Annotated in this window: 17 protein-coding genes; 14 read left to right on the plus strand and 3 right to left on the minus strand. The window is 64.1% G+C overall.

The genetic code is table 11. The annotated features are described in order from the left end of the window. The first annotated feature begins 150 nt into the window (after positions 1–150). The 11 genes from V3388_RS04415 (at position 151) to V3388_RS04465 (ending at position 8,808) form a co-directional block, all read left to right on the plus strand. The gene (locus tag V3388_RS04415) at positions 151–963 is read left to right on the plus strand and encodes an ABC transporter ATP-binding protein (RefSeq protein WP_336366306.1); all 813 of its coding nucleotides are present in this window, start codon (positions 151–153) and stop codon (positions 961–963) included. Further along, positions 960–1,742 carry a lipid asymmetry maintenance ABC transporter permease subunit MlaE gene (mlaE, locus tag V3388_RS04420; protein ID WP_336366307.1) on the plus strand — a complete coding sequence of 261 codons (783 nt, stop codon included), beginning with the start codon at positions 960–962 and terminating at the stop codon, positions 1,740–1,742. Before V3388_RS04415 ends, mlaE begins: the two co-directional genes overlap by 4 nt. Positions 1,743–1,764: 22 nt before the next feature. Beyond that, positions 1,765–2,214, plus strand: coding sequence for an outer membrane lipid asymmetry maintenance protein MlaD (mlaD, locus tag V3388_RS04425; RefSeq protein ID WP_336366308.1), 450 nt, complete (start codon positions 1,765–1,767; stop codon positions 2,212–2,214). 36 nt (positions 2,215–2,250) lie between these two features. Further along, positions 2,251–2,907 (plus strand): MlaC/ttg2D family ABC transporter substrate-binding protein, encoded by a 657-nt coding sequence (locus tag V3388_RS04430; RefSeq protein ID WP_336366309.1) that lies wholly within the window; start codon positions 2,251–2,253, stop codon positions 2,905–2,907. Next, positions 2,904–3,191 carry an STAS domain-containing protein gene (locus V3388_RS04435; protein WP_336366310.1) on the plus strand — a complete coding sequence of 96 codons (288 nt, stop codon included), beginning with the start codon at positions 2,904–2,906 and terminating at the stop codon, positions 3,189–3,191. Before V3388_RS04430 ends, V3388_RS04435 begins: the two co-directional genes overlap by 4 nt. Positions 3,192–3,277: 86 nt before the next feature. Then, positions 3,278–3,520 carry a BolA family protein gene (locus V3388_RS04440; protein WP_336366311.1) on the plus strand — a complete coding sequence of 81 codons (243 nt, stop codon included), beginning with the start codon at positions 3,278–3,280 and terminating at the stop codon, positions 3,518–3,520. 31 nt (positions 3,521–3,551) lie between these two features. After that, positions 3,552–4,814 carry a UDP-N-acetylglucosamine 1-carboxyvinyltransferase gene (murA, locus tag V3388_RS04445; RefSeq protein WP_336366312.1) on the plus strand — a complete coding sequence of 421 codons (1,263 nt, stop codon included), beginning with the start codon at positions 3,552–3,554 and terminating at the stop codon, positions 4,812–4,814. A 29-nt stretch (positions 4,815–4,843) separates the two neighbouring features. Beyond that, on the plus strand, positions 4,844–5,488 hold the full coding sequence (gene hisG, locus V3388_RS04450; RefSeq protein ID WP_336366313.1) for an ATP phosphoribosyltransferase: 645 nt from the start codon (positions 4,844–4,846) through the stop codon (positions 5,486–5,488). Between the two features lie 134 nt (positions 5,489–5,622). After that, entirely contained in the window at positions 5,623–6,930 is a 1,308-nt protein-coding gene (hisD, locus tag V3388_RS04455; RefSeq protein ID WP_336366314.1) for a histidinol dehydrogenase, read from the plus strand. Between the two features lie 25 nt (positions 6,931–6,955). Further along, positions 6,956–8,011 carry a histidinol-phosphate transaminase gene (gene hisC, locus V3388_RS04460; protein ID WP_336366315.1) on the plus strand — a complete coding sequence of 352 codons (1,056 nt, stop codon included), beginning with the start codon at positions 6,956–6,958 and terminating at the stop codon, positions 8,009–8,011. Positions 8,012–8,064: 53 nt separating this feature from the next. Then, positions 8,065–8,808 carry a Nif3-like dinuclear metal center hexameric protein gene (locus tag V3388_RS04465; protein WP_336366316.1) on the plus strand — a complete coding sequence of 248 codons (744 nt, stop codon included), beginning with the start codon at positions 8,065–8,067 and terminating at the stop codon, positions 8,806–8,808. Between the two features lie 12 nt (positions 8,809–8,820). Here the strand turns inward: V3388_RS04465 and V3388_RS04470 are convergent, their stop codons facing one another. Next, positions 8,821–9,804 carry a D-2-hydroxyacid dehydrogenase gene (locus tag V3388_RS04470; RefSeq protein ID WP_336366317.1) on the minus strand — a complete coding sequence of 328 codons (984 nt, stop codon included), beginning with the start codon at positions 9,802–9,804 and terminating at the stop codon, positions 8,821–8,823. 177 nt (positions 9,805–9,981) lie between these two features. Here V3388_RS04470 and V3388_RS04475 point away from each other — a divergent pair, with 177 nt between their 5' ends. From V3388_RS04475 to V3388_RS04485, 3 genes are read left to right on the plus strand one after another with little or no spacing between them, the layout of a single operon-like run. Beyond that, complete coding sequence (locus V3388_RS04475) at positions 9,982–11,208, plus strand: pyridoxal phosphate-dependent aminotransferase (protein WP_336366318.1); 1,227 nt, start codon at positions 9,982–9,984, stop codon at positions 11,206–11,208. 12 nt (positions 11,209–11,220) lie between these two features. Continuing rightward, positions 11,221–11,412, plus strand: a complete 192-nt coding sequence (locus tag V3388_RS04480) for a CPXCG motif-containing cysteine-rich protein (RefSeq protein ID WP_336366319.1) — start codon at positions 11,221–11,223, stop codon at positions 11,410–11,412. Between the two features lie 11 nt (positions 11,413–11,423). After that, positions 11,424–11,984 (plus strand): DUF1439 domain-containing protein, encoded by a 561-nt coding sequence (locus tag V3388_RS04485; RefSeq protein ID WP_336366320.1) that lies wholly within the window; start codon positions 11,424–11,426, stop codon positions 11,982–11,984. 50 nt (positions 11,985–12,034) lie between these two features. On the opposite strand, the gene V3388_RS04490 is transcribed toward V3388_RS04485, so the two are convergent. Further along, positions 12,035–13,294: an aspartate aminotransferase family protein gene (locus tag V3388_RS04490; RefSeq protein ID WP_336366321.1), complete on the minus strand. Its 1,260-nt coding sequence runs from the start codon at positions 13,292–13,294 to the stop codon at positions 12,035–12,037. 42 nt (positions 13,295–13,336) lie between these two features. Then, positions 13,337–14,503 (minus strand): isocitrate/isopropylmalate dehydrogenase family protein, encoded by a 1,167-nt coding sequence (locus V3388_RS04495; RefSeq protein WP_336366322.1) that lies wholly within the window; start codon positions 14,501–14,503, stop codon positions 13,337–13,339. Positions 14,504–14,557 lie beyond the last annotated feature (54 nt).

Raw genomic sequence — 14,557 nt, forward strand, 5'->3', positions numbered from 1 at the left:
CGGGATTGCGTAAAGGATTACGTAAACTTCAGTGAGCGGACGGCAATCGGTCAGCGTATTTGTGCGACAACGTCAGGATAATTGTGTACCCAACCGTTGAGCTTCGTAATGGGTTGGCATAATGTACCGGCTCTCCAGGAAGGACAGACTATGGGTTCCAGCGCATACATCACTCTTGAAGACGTCGTGTTTTCCCGGTCCGGAAGGCGGATCTTTGACGGGCTGTCGCTCTCCATTCCGCGGGGCAAGGTCACCGCGATCATGGGGCCAAGCGGTACCGGCAAGACAACCCTGCTGAAGTTGATCGGCGGCCAGTTGCGGCCTGAATCCGGGCGCATCGTCGTGGACGGCCAGGATGTCCCCAAGCTTCGTCGCGACGCCCTGTACACCCTGCGCCAGCGCATGGGCATGCTGTTTCAGAGCGGCGCCCTGTTTACCGATCTGAGCGTGTTTGAGAACGTGGCCTTTCCGCTGCGTGTGCACACCCGCCTGCCTGAAGACATGATCCGGGACATCGTGTTGATGAAGCTGGAAGCCGTCGGGCTGCGCGGTGCACGTGATCTGATGCCGTCTGAGCTGTCCGGAGGGATGACCCGGCGGGTGGCTCTGGCCAGGAGCATCGCGCTGGACCCGGAACTGATCATGTACGACGAACCGTTCACCGGGCAGGACCCCATTGCCATGGGCGTGCTGGTCAAGCTGATCCGGGACCTGAACCGCAGCATGGGGCTAACCAGCGTGCTGGTGTCCCACGATGTGCCAGAGTCCCTGAGTATCTGCCACTTTGCCTGCATCATTGCGGACGGCAAGGTGATCGGTGAAGGCTCGCCGGAGGAATTGCGGGCGCACCCCTCCGAGCGGGTCCAGCAGTTCCTGCAGGGGCAGCCGGATGGCCCGGTGCCGTTTCACTATCCGGCGGCGGACGCAGCCGCCGATTTCGGTCTGGGAGGATCCGCCCGATGATGGATCGCGTTGCCTCGCTCGGTCGTACCGGGCTCAACATCCTGTCGTCTTTCGGCCGTTCCGGGCAGTTCCTGTTCGGCGTGCTGCGCGGCGCCCCGAACCCCCGGGTCGGTTTTCCGCTGCTGGTGCGTCAGATTTATTCGGTCGGGGTGCTGTCCCTGGCCATTATAGTGGTTTCGGGCCTGTTCATCGGCATGGTGCTGGGCCTCCAGGGCTACACCATTCTGTCCGATTACGGCTCGGAATCGGCGATCGGCCAGATGATTGCGCTGACGCTGGTTCGGGAGCTCGGACCGGTGGTCACGGCGCTGCTGTTTGCCGGCCGGGCCGGTTCGGCCCTGACCGCCGAAATCGGCCTGATGAAAGCCACCGAGCAACTGTCCAGCATGGAAATGATGGGGGTGGACCCGTTGCGCCGGGTGATCGCTCCACGGCTGTGGGCGGGCTTCTACACCATGCCGGTGCTGGCGTTGATTTTCTCGATGGTGGGCATCTGGGGCGGCATGCTGGTGGGCGTGGACTGGCTCGGCGTCTTCGAGGGCTCTTTTTGGGGCAACATGCAGTCCTCGGTGGACTTTGTGGATGATGTCCTGAACGGCGTGCTCAAGAGCGTGGTGTTCGGATTCGTGTGCGCCTGGATTGCGGTGTATCAGGGCTACGACTGCGTGCCCACGTCCGCCGGCATCAGCTCGGCCACCACCAAGACCGTGGTGTATTCGTCCCTGGCCGTGCTTGGGCTGGACTTTGTCTTGACCGCCGTGATGTTCGGCGATTTCTGAATCTGGAGAACGGGAGCCGGCTATGGCACAGAGAACCGTAGAAATCATTGTGGGGCTTTTCATGGTAGCCGGGCTGGCGGCGCTGCTGTTCATGGCGCTCCAGGTCAGCGGCCTGTCGCCGAAGGCGGCCGAAAGCACCTACACGCTGTACGCCAATTTCAACGACACTGGCGGCTTGACACCCCGTGGCCGGGTGTCCATGGCCGGTGTCACCATCGGCACCATCGATGAGATTACCCTGGACCGGAAGACCTTCCAGGCCCGGGTAAAAATGTCGATTCACGGCGACGTGGACAACATTCCGTCCGACAGTGCCGCAGTTATACGTACATCCGGCCTGCTCGGCGAGCAGTACATTGATGTATCCGTTGGAGGTGATCTTGAGTCCCTGAAGGACGGCGACACCTTCTATTCGACCCAGTCCGCGATGAATCTGGAACGGCTCATCAGCAACTTTGCGTCGGGCAAGTGACCGGCGCTGGGCAACGAACAGAGAAGAGGAAAACCCATGCGAGTAACCACCCGGTATGTGATGCTGCTGCTGACGCTGTTGGCGGTCATGTCCGGCCAGGCGCGGGCGGATGAAGCCGACGACCTGAAACAGTACGTGGACACCAATACCCAGCGCCTGGTTGAGAAGCTGAACGAAGAGCGGGGGCTGTACAAAAAGGACCCGGAAGCGTTTTACCAGAGCATGGACGACGCCCTGAGCGATTTCGTGGATTTCCGCCGCATCGCCGCCCGGGTGATGGGGCGGTACGCCCGGCAGGCGTCACCGGAGCAGCGGGATGCCTTTGTCGAGGCGTTTAAACGCAGTCTGTTTGACAGTTATGCCAAGGCCCTGGTCAGCGCCGACAACTTCAAGATCAACGTGCAGGAAGCCACGTTGCTGCCCCAGAACGAGGGCCGCGCGTCGGTGCAGATGGAAGTGGTCAGCGCCTCCGGCAACCGTTACCCGGTGACCTACTCCATGTACCGCCGGGACGACGGCCGCTGGATGATGGAAAACGTGATCGTCGAGGGCGTCAACATCGGCCTGGCGTTCCGGGATCGGTTTGCCCAGGAAATGGAGCAGACCCACGGCCAGGTCCAGGCGGTCATTGATGGTTGGGGCAGCGCCGTTGACGCCCTTGATCTGGACAAAAAGGACAAGAGCGCGTCATGACCGCCGCCACCGCGCAATTGGATAACGGCGTGCTAAAGGTGGCCGGCGCCGTGGACGCCGATTCGGTGCTGGCCCTGCGCGCCCAGGGCGAGGCCGCCATCTCCGGCGCCAACGCCGATCTCGAGGTGGATCTCTCCGGCCTGGAGACCGCCCACAGCGTGGTGCTGTCCATGTTGATGTGCTGGCAGCGCCTGGCGGCCAGCAAGCACCACCGTTTGACCTACACCGGCATGAGCGACCGCCTGCAAGAGTTGGCGGCGCTGAGCAATCTCACCGCGCTGTAACCCGACCGCACGCCTGGCTGGCTGACCCGCGCCGTCGAATTGGTTACAATCTCACCCCCGAAATTGAAAACACCCGAGGATGAGTTATGGATGCCGCAGCAGTCACCGAACTGGTCGAAGATGCCTTCCCGGAATGTGAGGTTCAGGTCCAGGTGGACGGGAACCACTATCTGGTGGTGGTGATAGGTGACGTGTTCGACGGCCTGCCCACCATCAAGCGTCAGCAACTGATCAACAAGGCGCTGTTCCAGCACGTTATGGACGGCACCATTCACGCCCTCCATCCCCGGGCCTTCACGCCGGCCGAATGGGCCCAGCGCCAGAGCTGAGCCGCACCCTCCAGCACACAGGACTTCTATTGTGGATAAACTTCTGATCCGGGGGTGCCAGCCCCTCGACGGCGAAATCCGTATCTCCGGCGCCAAAAACGCCGCGCTGCCGATCCTGGCCGCCACCCTGCTGGCGGACGAGCCGGTGACCATCGGTAACCTGCCGCACCTGCACGACGTCACCACCATGATCGAACTGCTCGGGCGCATGGGGGTGGAACTGACGGTGGACGAAAAGATGAGCGTGGAAGTGCGCGCCAACGCCATCAAGCAGTTCCACGCGCCGTATGAGCTGGTGAAAACCATGCGGGCCTCCATCCTGGTGCTGGGCCCGCTGGTGGCACACTTTGGCGAGGCGGAAGTGTCCCTGCCCGGTGGCTGTGCCATTGGGACACGGCCGGTCAACCTGCATATCCACGGCCTGCAAATGATGGGTGCGGACGTGCGCGTGGAAAACGGCTATATCAAAGCGAAGACTAACGGCCGCCTGAAAGGTGCGCACATCTTCCTGGACACCGTCACCGTGACGGGTACCGAAAACCTGATGATGGCGGCGGCCCTGGCCGACGGCAAAACCATCCTGGAAAACGCGGCCCGGGAACCCGAAGTGGTGGACCTGGCCGAGTGCCTGATTGCCATGGGCGCGGACATCAAGGGCCACGGCACCGCGACCATTGAGATCAACGGGGTGAAGCGGCTGCACGGCTGCCACTACAACGTGCTGCCGGACCGTATTGAAACCGGCACCTACCTGGTGGCGGCGGCAGCCACCGGCGGTCGGGTCAAACTCAAGGACACCCGGGAAGACCTGCTCGAATCGGTCCTGCTCAAGCTGCAGGAGGCGGGTGCCCACATCAGCACTGGCGCCGACTGGATCGAGCTGGACATGAAAGGCAACCGGCCCCGGGCCGTCAGCCTTCGCACCGCGCCCTATCCGGCGTTCCCCACCGACATGCAGGCCCAGTTCGCGGCGATGAATACGGTGGCTGAAGGCACCGGTACTATTGTTGAGACGGTGTTCGAGAATCGCTTCATGCACCTGCAGGAGTTGGGTCGCATGGGCGCGGACATCCGCCTGGAGGGCAACGCCGCCATAATCCGTGGCATCGACCGCCTGACCGGTGCGCCGGTGATGGCGACCGACCTGCGGGCCTCCGCGAGCCTGGTCATCGCCGGCCTGGTGGCGGACGGCGACACGGTGGTGGATCGCATCTACCACATCGATCGCGGCTACGAGTGCATCGAGGAAAAACTTCAGCTCCTGGGCGCCAGCATCCGGCGCCTGCCGGCGTGACAGTCACCCAAGGGAAACCGGACACAGCCATGACCGATTCCATCACCATTGCCCTGTCCAAGGGACGTATCCTTGAGGAAACGCTGCCGCTGCTGGCGGAAGCGGGCATCGAACCGCTGGACGATGTGCAGAAATCCCGAAAGCTGGTGTTTGAGACCACCGATCCGCAGGTGCGGGTGCTGATCATCCGCGCCACCGACGTGCCCACCTACGTGCAGTACGGCGGCGCGGACCTGGGCGTGACTGGCAAAGACGTGCTCATGGAGCACGGCGGTGAAGGCCTGTACGAGCCCCTGGACCTGAACATCTCTTGCTGCCGTCTGATGACCGCTGGCCCCAAGGGCCAGACGCCGCCCGCCGGGCGCATCAAGGTGGCCACCAAGTTTGTGAACCTGGCTCGGCGCTACTACGCCGCCCAGGGCCGCCAGGCCGACATCATCAAGCTCTATGGCGCCATGGAGCTGGCCCCGATCCTGGGCCTGGCGGACGAAATCGTCGACATCGTGGACACCGGAAACACCCTTAAGGCCAACGGCCTGGAGCCGCGGGAACTGATCGATCACATCAGTTCCCGCCTGGTGGTCAACCGGGCCTCCATGAAGATGAAACACGAGCGTATAAACCCCATAATCGAGCAGATGGCGGCCGCCGTCGACAAGCGCCGGGACGCGTAGGCCGGGGGTCAGATGAAACTCATCTGACCCCAAGGTTACTCCTGGAGTTCGAGGCAAGGGGTCAGATGAGCTTCATCTGACCCCAGGTCAACTGGCCCTGGCTTTATCCAAAACCTGGTTCTGGAACACATGACATGACCGACGTAACGATCAAGCGACTGAACGCCTCCCAGAGCGACTTTGACAGCGCCCTGGCCAAGCTGCTGGCCTGGGAGGACAGCGTGGATCATCAGGTGAACGAGTCGGTCCGTCATATCCTGCACGAGGTCAAAACCCGGGGCGACCAGGCCGTGCTGGAATTCACGGAGCGCTTTGACCGGCTTTCGGTGGCCTCCGTGGCCGAGTTGGAAATGGGGCAGGATCGGCTGCAGCAGAGCCTGGCGGCCATTCCCCAGGCCCAGCGCGAAGCCCTGGAACAGGCCGCCCAGCGCATCCGGGACTATCACCAGCGCCAGAACCAGGCGTCCTGGCAGTACACGGATGAGGACGGCACCGTGCTGGGCCAGAAAGTCACCCCGCTGGACCGGGCCGGGCTCTATGTGCCCGGCGGTAAGGCGGCTTACCCGTCGTCCGTGCTGATGAACGCGATTCCGGCCAAGGTCGCCGGGGTGGCCGAGGTGATTATGGTGGTGCCGACCCCGGACGGCGTGGTGAACGAGCTGGTGCTGGCGGCCGCGGCCATCGCGGGTGTTGACCGGGTGTTCACCGTGGGGGGCGCCCAGGCGGTGGCAGCGCTGGCCTACGGCACCGAGACCATTCCCCCGGTGGACAAGATCGTCGGCCCCGGCAACATTTTTGTGGCCACGGCCAAGCGGGAAGTGTTTGGCGTGGTGGGCATCGACATGATCGCCGGCCCGTCCGAAATCCTGGTGATTTCCGACGGGAAGACCGATCCGGACTGGATTGCCATGGATCTGTTTTCCCAGGCCGAGCACGATGAGCAGGCCCAGAGCATCCTGATTAGCCCGGACGCGGCGTTTCTCGATGCGGTTGAAGCCAGTATCAACCGGCTGCTGCCCACCATGGAGCGGGCCGACATCATCCGCACCTCCATGACCGACCGTGCGGCGCTCATTCAGGTCGAGGATCTGGAACAGGCAGCCGAGGTGTCCAACCGCATTGCCCCGGAGCACCTGGAGCTGTCGGTGGAAAACCCGGAGTACCTGGTTGAGCGTATTCGTCACGCCGGGGCCATTTTCATGGGCCGATACACCGCCGAAGCCCTGGGCGACTACTGCGCCGGGCCAAACCACGTGCTGCCCACCAGCGGCACGGCCCGCTTCTCGTCCCCGCTGGGCGTGTACGATTTCCAGAAGCGCTCGTCGCTGATCGGTTTCAGCGCCGAGGGTGCCGACCGGATGGGGCGGGTGGCCTCGGTGCTGGCCCGGGGCGAAGGCCTGACGGCCCACGCCCGGTCGGCGGAATATCGCATCAAGGATTAATGGGCCTGCCGGCCCGGAGCACACCATGAGCAAATTCTGGAGTCCCCTGGTCAACGATCTGGTGCCCTATGTGCCGGGCGAGCAGCCCAAGATCGCCAACCTGGTCAAGCTGAACACCAACGAAAACCCCTTCGGTCCCTCGCCCCGCGTGGTGGAGGCCATCCGGGCCGAAGCCGGCGACAACCTCCGCCTGTACCCGGACCCGGAAGGCGACGCCTTGCGCCAGACCATCGCCGGCTACCACGACGTGCGCCCGGAGCAGGTGTTCCTTGGTAACGGGTCGGATGAAGTCCTGGCCCACGTGTTTTTCGGCCTGTTCCAGCACGGCGAGCCGATTCTGTTCCCGGACGTCACCTACAGCTTCTATCCCGTGTACTGTGGCTTGTATCAGATCGAAGGCGTTCCGGTGCCCCTGACCGATCAATTCGAGATCAATCCGGACGACTACCGCCGGCCCAACGGCGGCGTGATCTTCCCGAATCCGAATGCCCCCACCGGCCGTTTCCTACCGCTCGACCAGGTGGAAACCATTATTCAGGCCAACCCGGATCGGGTGGTGGTGGTCGATGAGGCCTACGTGGACTTTGGCGGTGACTCCGCCATTGCCCTGGTGGATCGTTACCCGAACCTGCTGGTGACCCAGACCCTGTCCAAGGCCCGCTCCCTGGCGGGCCTGAGGGTCGGGTTTGCGGTGGGGCACCCGGACCTGATCGAGGCGTTGAACCGGGTCAAGAACAGCTTCAACAGCTACCCTCTGGATCGCCTCGCCCTGGCCGGCGCCAAAGCCGCGTTCGAGGACGAAGACTGGTTCCGCCACTGCTGCGACGGCGTCATCCGCGAGCGGGAACGGATGACCGCCGCGCTGACGGAGCTGGGCTTTGAGGTATTGCCGTCCCGGGCCAACTTCATCTTTGCCCGGCATCCGGGCCACAACGGCGAGGCGCTGGCGAGCGGCCTGCGATCCCAGGGCATTATCGTGCGGCATTTCAAAAAGCCGCGCATCGACGCGTTCCTGCGCATCACCATTGGTGCCCCGGAACAGAACGACGCGCTGATCCGCGGCGTCGGGTCGCTGCTGTAACGGCCGGCCAGGCGCCCGTTTCTGAACCACCGAACAGGCGAAGAGAGGTCATCATGGCGAGCACTCGCGAGATTCTGGGCACGCTGGACAGCTGGCTTCAGCCCGGAAATTTCCAGGATTACTGTCCGAACGGACTGCAGGTGGAGGGCAAGGCGGCGGTGTCCACCCTGGTGACCGGCGTTACCGCCTCCCAGGCCCTGATCGACGCCGCCATCGAGGCCGGCGCCGACATGATCCTGGTGCACCACGGCTATTTCTGGAAAGGGGAAGACGCCCGCATCCAGGGCATGAAGCGGGCCCGGCTCAAACGCCTGCTGGACAACGACATTAACCTGGTGGCTTATCATCTGCCCCTGGATGATCACCCCGAGTACGGCAATAACCGCCGACTGGCGGATGTGCTCGGTCTGGTTCGCCCGCGCCCGCTGAATGGGCTGGTGTGGGAAGGGGAGCTGCCGGAGCCCCTATCGCCGGAGCAGTTCGGCTTGGCCATCGCCCGGGCGTTGCACCGGGAGCCGCTGCACGTGGGCGGAGGGCCGCAGCAGATCCGTCGGGTCGGCTGGTGCACCGGTGCGGCACAGGGGTATATCCAGACCGCCCTTGAGGCCGGCCTGGACGCTTACATCAGCGGCGAGATCTCCGAGTCCACCACCCACACCGCCCGTGAATGCGGCATTCATTATTACGCCGCCGGCCACCACGCCACGGAACGCTACGGCGTCCAGGCCCTCGGCGATGCGTTGGCGCGGCAGTTTGGCCTCCGCCACACCTTCATCGATTGCGACAATCCGGTCTGACGGGCGGGCCGCTCAGTGGCTGCCCGCGTAGCCCAGGGCCTTGTCCACTCGGTTGAACAGGGTACCGTCGTGCTGCCAGCCGTCCAGGTTTTTCAGGAACTGGTCGGTCAGCGCCCGCTTCCAGCCGATGAAATCGCCGGCCATGTGGGCGGTCATGATCACGTCCTCCCGGTCCCAGAGCGGATGGTCTGAGGGCACCGGTTCCTCCTCAAAGACGTCCAGCGCCGCCCCGGCGATCTGCCCGGCATCCAGCGCCTTGATCAGGTCCTGGGTGTTCACGATCGGTCCCCGGCCGATGTTGATCAGTCGCGCGCCTGGCTTCATGGCGGCGAACGCCTTCTGGTCAAACAGCCCCTGGGTCTGGGGAGTCAGGGGGGCCGCGATCACAACGAAGTCCGCGATGGCCAACTGATCAAACAACTGGTCGTTTCCGTGCACCGCCGCGAAATCCGGGTCCGTCGCCCGGGCATTGCGGGCGATGCCGTGCGCCTCCAGGCCGATGGCTCGCACCAGCCGGCCGATCTGCCGGCCAATAGAGCCGGCCCCCACCACCAGCACCCGTTGGCCCTCCGCCCGCTCCGTATCCCGATGCTGCCAGCGGTGGGCCTGCTGCAGGCGCAGGGAACCGGGGAAATCCTTGGCGAACATGAGGATGGTGCACAGCACGTACTCGGCGATGGTCCGGTCAAAGATGCCCCGGGCGTTGGTGACCACCACGTCGCTGTCGATCAGCGCCGGAAACATCAGGGCATCCACCCCGGCGCTGGTGGCGTGAATCCAGCGCAGCCGGTCCGCCGCCGGCCAGGCTGCCGCCAGGGCCTCGGTCCGGAAGTCGGTGACCATCATGATGTCGGTGCCCGGCAGGGTCTGGCGCAGGCTGTCCTCATCCCAGGCCTGGCGCACCTCGGCCCGCGCGCGGATGGCATCGGTGCCGGGCGGCTCGGCTTCGCCAGGAGCTGTCAGGATGGTAATCACGGGCTGGCGGGGTTTGGTCATGAAGCCTCCGTTACGCGGATGGTCCGGCCTGCGCGGATGGCGCCGGCGCAGGCCAGAAGGAATCTGGATCAGACAACAGTCTGGTAGCCTGAGGATATCGGGTCAATGCCTTGTACCCCCTGGCGATACTGTCTAACCTGCAGAGACAGGTTTCAATTTACGCTGAAGAGGTGTTGTATGGCGGAAGCTCCGAACCGAGAAACCGGCCAGGCCAAGCCGCGGAAGGTAAAATACCGCAAGACAAAGGCGACCTGGAATCCGGCGATGCAGACCATCCCTGTGTCGGGTATCCGCCGCCTGGTGAACATGGCGTCCACCATGAAAGACGTGATTCACCTGTCCATCGGGCAGCCGGACCTGCCCACGCCCAAGCACATCATCGACGCCTATGTGGACGCCCTGAACGCCGGGCAGACGGGCTATACGATGGACGCCGGCCTGCCCGAGCTGCTGGTGGCCCTGCGGGACTATTACGGCCGCCGCTACAATCGCAAGCTGACGCGGGACAACATCCTGATCACCAGCGGCGCCACCGAGGCCATGTACATGGCGCTGTCGGCCACCTCGGCGCCGGGCCGGCAGTTCATCGTCACGGATCCGTCGTTCCTGCTGTACGCGCCGCTGATCCGCATGAATGGGGGTGAGGTGAAGTTCGTGCCGACCCGGGCGGAGAACAACCACCAGCTGGACCCGGACGAAGTGATCCGGGCCATGACATCGCGCACCTACGCGCTCGTGCTCAACAACCCCAATAACCCCACCGGGGCCGTCTACCCCCGCAGCACTGTCGAGACCATTCTCGAGGAGTGCGCCTACCGCGGGGTTCAGGTGTACGCGGATGAAGTCTACGACCACCTGATTTTTGACGACGACGATTTCGCCAGCGTGCTGAACTGCGACATGGACCTGGACAACATCATGTGCATCAGCAGCTTCTCGAAAACCTATAGCATGGCCGGGTTGCGGGTCGGCTGGGTGATTTCCAGCCAGGCCGCCATCAAGTCGCTGCGCCGGCTGCACATGTTCACCACCTCGGTGGCCAATACCCCGGCCCAGTTCGCCGGCGTGGCGGCGCTGACGGGCAGCCAGCAGTGCGTGAAGGATATGGTGGACATCTACCGCGAGCGGCGGGATCATACCGTGAATCTGATCGAGCAGACCCCCTACCTGACCGGCTACAAGCCTGGAGGCGCCTTCTTCGCCTTCCCGGACCTGCCGCCTCACGTGGACGGATCGGACCTGGCCCTACGGCTCCTCAAGGAAACGGGGGTGTGCGTGGTGCCCGGCGATGCGTTTGGCGAGTCCTGCACCAACGCGCTGCGGATCAGCTTTTCCACCACCTGCGAGAACCTGGACCGGGCCTTCGACCGGATCATTCCGTGGATGGCCAAGCAATCGTTCTGAGGACGCACCACCATGTCGGCGCTGGATTCGGTATCCGTGCAGTGCCCTTACTGCTGGGAGATGCTGGAACTGAGCGTCGACCCCAGCGTGCCTGAACAGACCTACGTTGAAGACTGTCACGTCTGCTGCCAGCCGATCCTGCTGACGGTCACCTACGATGACGACCGGGTGCCGTCGGTTGAGGCTCGGGCCGAAAACGAATAGAGGAAGAACGGATGATCCGCATTGCCCTGGTGTTTTGCCTGGCCGCCGTGTCGCTGCTCAGCGGCTGCGCGAGCTTTTCGCCCTACTCGATCTCCGAGGCGGAGATCGAACAGCACCTCAAACAGGTGGTTTCCGATTACGACAAGGAACAGCTCAAGAGCGGGTCGCCCCTGAGCCTTAGCCTGGACGACGCAGACATCACCCTGGGGCCGGACGGCCGGGACGTCGCGGTGATTGATCTGAGAGGTCAGGTCGCGCTGAACGCACTGCTGGCCAAGGTGCCGGTGGATATCGCCCTGAAGGTGGAAGGCGCTCCGGTCTACGACGGCAAGGAAAAGGCCATCTACATACGCCGGCTGCAGTTGCTTGAGAGTTCCATTGATTCGCCGTTCTTCAAGGGGGATCTGGCGCCGGTGTCTCGAACGGTGATGGGCGTGGTGGCGCAGATGCTGGAAACCATGCCGGTCTATCGGCTGGACCAGAGCAGCCTGGCGGGCAAGCTGATGGGCGTGACGCCCATGGACATCCGGGTCGCGCCGGGACGGCTGGAACTGGTCATGTCTGACAAGTAGCATCGCCGGCGCGTTGACGACCGGGCGCTCGCGCCCGGCCATGTGATGCTTCAGGCGGTGGCCTTGAGGGCGTCCTCGAAGATGCCGGTGGCTTCGTCAACCTGCTGCTGATTGACAATCAGCGGCGGCAGCCAGCGAACGATCTCATGATAGGGGCCGCAGCGGAGCATCAGCAGACCCCGTTTTTCGCACTCCTTGAGCAGGTTGGCCGCCCGCTCACCATCCGGGCACTCGCCCCGGTGCATCTCCACACCGAGCATCAGCCCCTTGCCGCGGATGTCCGCCATCTCGGGGTAGTCGTTCTTCAGGGCGTGCAGGTTGTCCCACAAACGCTGGCCCATGGCGGCCGCGTTCTCCACCAGCTTTTCGTCCCGGATCACGTCAATGGTGGCAATGGCCGCCGCTGCGGCGACCGCGTTGCCACCATAAGTGCCCCCCTGCGAACCTGGCCAGCCCTTGGCCATGGTTTCCTCGGACGCCGCCAGAGCGGAAATCGGAAAACCGCTGGCCAGGCCCTTGGCGATCATGATGGCGTCTGGCGTTACCCCGAAATGTTCGTGGGCCCAGAACTTGCCGCTGCGGCCAAAGCCGGCCTGCACCTCATCAAAGACCAGCATAATGCCGTGCCGGTCGCAACGCTCTCGGAGCCCCTGCATGAAGCGGGCGTTGGCGGGCACATAACCGCCTTCGCCCTGTACCGGCTCGATCAGCATGGCGGCGGTCTCCTTCGGCGCCGAATAGGTGACGAAGATGCGATCCAGCTCGCGCAGGCAGAAGTCGGTGGCCTCCTCGACGCTCCAGCCGTAGTGGAACGCGTGGGGGAAGGGCGCCACCACCACGCCACCCATCATGGGGCTGACGCCGGCCCGCAGGGCCACGCTGGAGGTGGTCATGGACAGCGAGCCCATGGTGCGGCCGTGGAAGCCGCCGTGGAAGACAATCACGTTGGGCCGCCCGGTGGCCTGGCGAACCAGGCGAATGGCGCCCTCGGCGACTTCGGTACCGGCGTTGGAGAAGAAGAAGGCGTTCAGCGGGTCCGGGGTCAGCTCACCGAGTTTTTCCGCCAGCTCCGGCAGGCGCGGGTTCATTACCGTGGTGGCCTGGGCGTGGATCATGGTGGCCACCTGTTTCTGGGCGGCCTCGACCACTCGGGGATGGCAGTGGCCGGTACTGGTCACACCGATGCCGGAGGTGAAATCCAGATAGCGCCGGCCCTCCGGATCCACAATATAGGCGCCTTCGCCTTTGGCGGCGACGATGCCGGTGGCCTGCTTGAGCAGGGGCGAAAGCTTGCCTTTGTGCGTGGTCACAGTGCACCTCCGGTTACGGTGTTGTTCTTATGTGCAGCCTAGTCACGCCTCCAGGCGTTTACAAACCGCGTCGCCGATTTCCCGGGTACCGCGTTGCTGGCCCCCGTGTTCCGCCAGGTCGGCCGCCACCGCCTCGAACAATGCCTTGCCCGCCGCGCCCAGGGTCGGGTCCTTGCGGCCGAGCCACTCCAGCATCCGGGCGGTGGTGAACAGCATGGCGGTCGGGTCCGCCAGGCCCTGGCCGGCGATGTCCGGTGCACTGCCGTGGGTAGGCTCGAACATGGAGGGCATGCTCGGATCGGTGGGGTTCAGGTTGCAGGACGGTGCGACCCCCATGCCGCCGGACAGCACCGCCGCCAGATCGGTCAGGATGTCGCCCTGGAGGTTGCTGGCTACCACTACGTCAAACGCCCAGGGGCACTGGACAAACTTCATGCAGGCGGCATCCACCAGTTCATGGTGGGTGGCAACGTCCGGGTAGTCCTGGCTCACCTGCTCGAACACCTCGGTGTACAGATCACCCCAGTAGCGCAATGCATTGCGCTTGGTGATCACGCACACCTGGCTTTCGCAGGTGCTGCCATCCAGATTCCGGAACTGACGCGGTCGGCCCTCCTGTTGGCGCTGCTCGGCCCGCAGCCGGGCCTGGTCAAAGCCGTAGCGGATGATCCGCTCGGTGGCCCGGCGGGTAAACACTTCCATCTGGGTAGCCACCTCGTCCGCGCTGCCGGGGCGCAGACGCCCGCCCTGGCCAACGTACTCGCCCTCGCTGTTTTCCCGGATGACCAGCATGTCGATGTCCCGGGCACGGGGGTCCGCCAGATACTGGCGGGCGCCGGGCAGCAAGCGGGCCGGGCGCTCGCACACCCATTGGTCAAAGTGCTTGCGCATGTCCAGCAGCGGCGCCAGGGAGACGCTGTCCGACAACAGATAACGCGTGGGATCGTCGACCGGACCGGGGTCGCCAAGGGCCCCGAGCAGGATGGCATCAAACGCCTTCAGTTGGGCCAGGGCGTCGTCCGGCCAGGCGCTGCCATGTTGTTCGTGCCACGCGTGGGACGGCCACGGGAATCGGGTCCACTGCAGTTCGAGACCATGCCGGCGCCGCAGCACCTCCAGGCATCGCACCGCTTCGTTGACCACTTCCGGGCCGATACCGTCGCCCGGGGTAATGGCAATGGACGCCGCACGTCGGGTTGGCTGAACCATTCCTGAGACTCCTTTTTGATCGTTTGATCGTACAAGATACACGTCCAGTGTAGT

Source organism: Marinobacter sp. C2H3, from assembly GCF_037080155.1.
In the GTDB taxonomy this organism is placed as follows: Bacteria; Pseudomonadota; Gammaproteobacteria; order Pseudomonadales; family Oleiphilaceae; genus Marinobacter.

What these genes read in the sequence shown, in the direction of transcription:
- V3388_RS04495 (WP_336366322.1), bottom strand. Translation starts at nt 14,503, where the DNA reads ATGGTTCAGCCAACCCGACGTGCGGCGTCCATTGCCATTACCCCGGGC.
- hisD (WP_336366314.1), top strand. Translation starts at nt 5,623, where the DNA reads ATGACCGACGTAACGATCAAGCGACTGAACGCCTCCCAGAGCGACTTT.
- hisC (WP_336366315.1), top strand. Translation starts at nt 6,956, where the DNA reads ATGAGCAAATTCTGGAGTCCCCTGGTCAACGATCTGGTGCCCTATGTG.
- V3388_RS04470 (WP_336366317.1), bottom strand. Translation starts at nt 9,804, where the DNA reads ATGACCAAACCCCGCCAGCCCGTGATTACCATCCTGACAGCTCCTGGC.
- mlaE (WP_336366307.1), top strand. Translation starts at nt 960, where the DNA reads ATGATGGATCGCGTTGCCTCGCTCGGTCGTACCGGGCTCAACATCCTG.
- mlaD (WP_336366308.1), top strand. Translation starts at nt 1,765, where the DNA reads ATGGCACAGAGAACCGTAGAAATCATTGTGGGGCTTTTCATGGTAGCC.
- hisG (WP_336366313.1), top strand. Translation starts at nt 4,844, where the DNA reads ATGACCGATTCCATCACCATTGCCCTGTCCAAGGGACGTATCCTTGAG.
- V3388_RS04415 (WP_336366306.1), top strand. Translation starts at nt 151, where the DNA reads ATGGGTTCCAGCGCATACATCACTCTTGAAGACGTCGTGTTTTCCCGG.
- V3388_RS04485 (WP_336366320.1), top strand. Translation starts at nt 11,424, where the DNA reads ATGATCCGCATTGCCCTGGTGTTTTGCCTGGCCGCCGTGTCGCTGCTC.
- V3388_RS04440 (WP_336366311.1), top strand. Translation starts at nt 3,278, where the DNA reads ATGGATGCCGCAGCAGTCACCGAACTGGTCGAAGATGCCTTCCCGGAA.
- V3388_RS04435 (WP_336366310.1), top strand. Translation starts at nt 2,904, where the DNA reads ATGACCGCCGCCACCGCGCAATTGGATAACGGCGTGCTAAAGGTGGCC.
- V3388_RS04465 (WP_336366316.1), top strand. Translation starts at nt 8,065, where the DNA reads ATGGCGAGCACTCGCGAGATTCTGGGCACGCTGGACAGCTGGCTTCAG.
- V3388_RS04430 (WP_336366309.1), top strand. Translation starts at nt 2,251, where the DNA reads ATGCGAGTAACCACCCGGTATGTGATGCTGCTGCTGACGCTGTTGGCG.
- V3388_RS04480 (WP_336366319.1), top strand. Translation starts at nt 11,221, where the DNA reads ATGTCGGCGCTGGATTCGGTATCCGTGCAGTGCCCTTACTGCTGGGAG.
- V3388_RS04475 (WP_336366318.1), top strand. Translation starts at nt 9,982, where the DNA reads ATGGCGGAAGCTCCGAACCGAGAAACCGGCCAGGCCAAGCCGCGGAAG.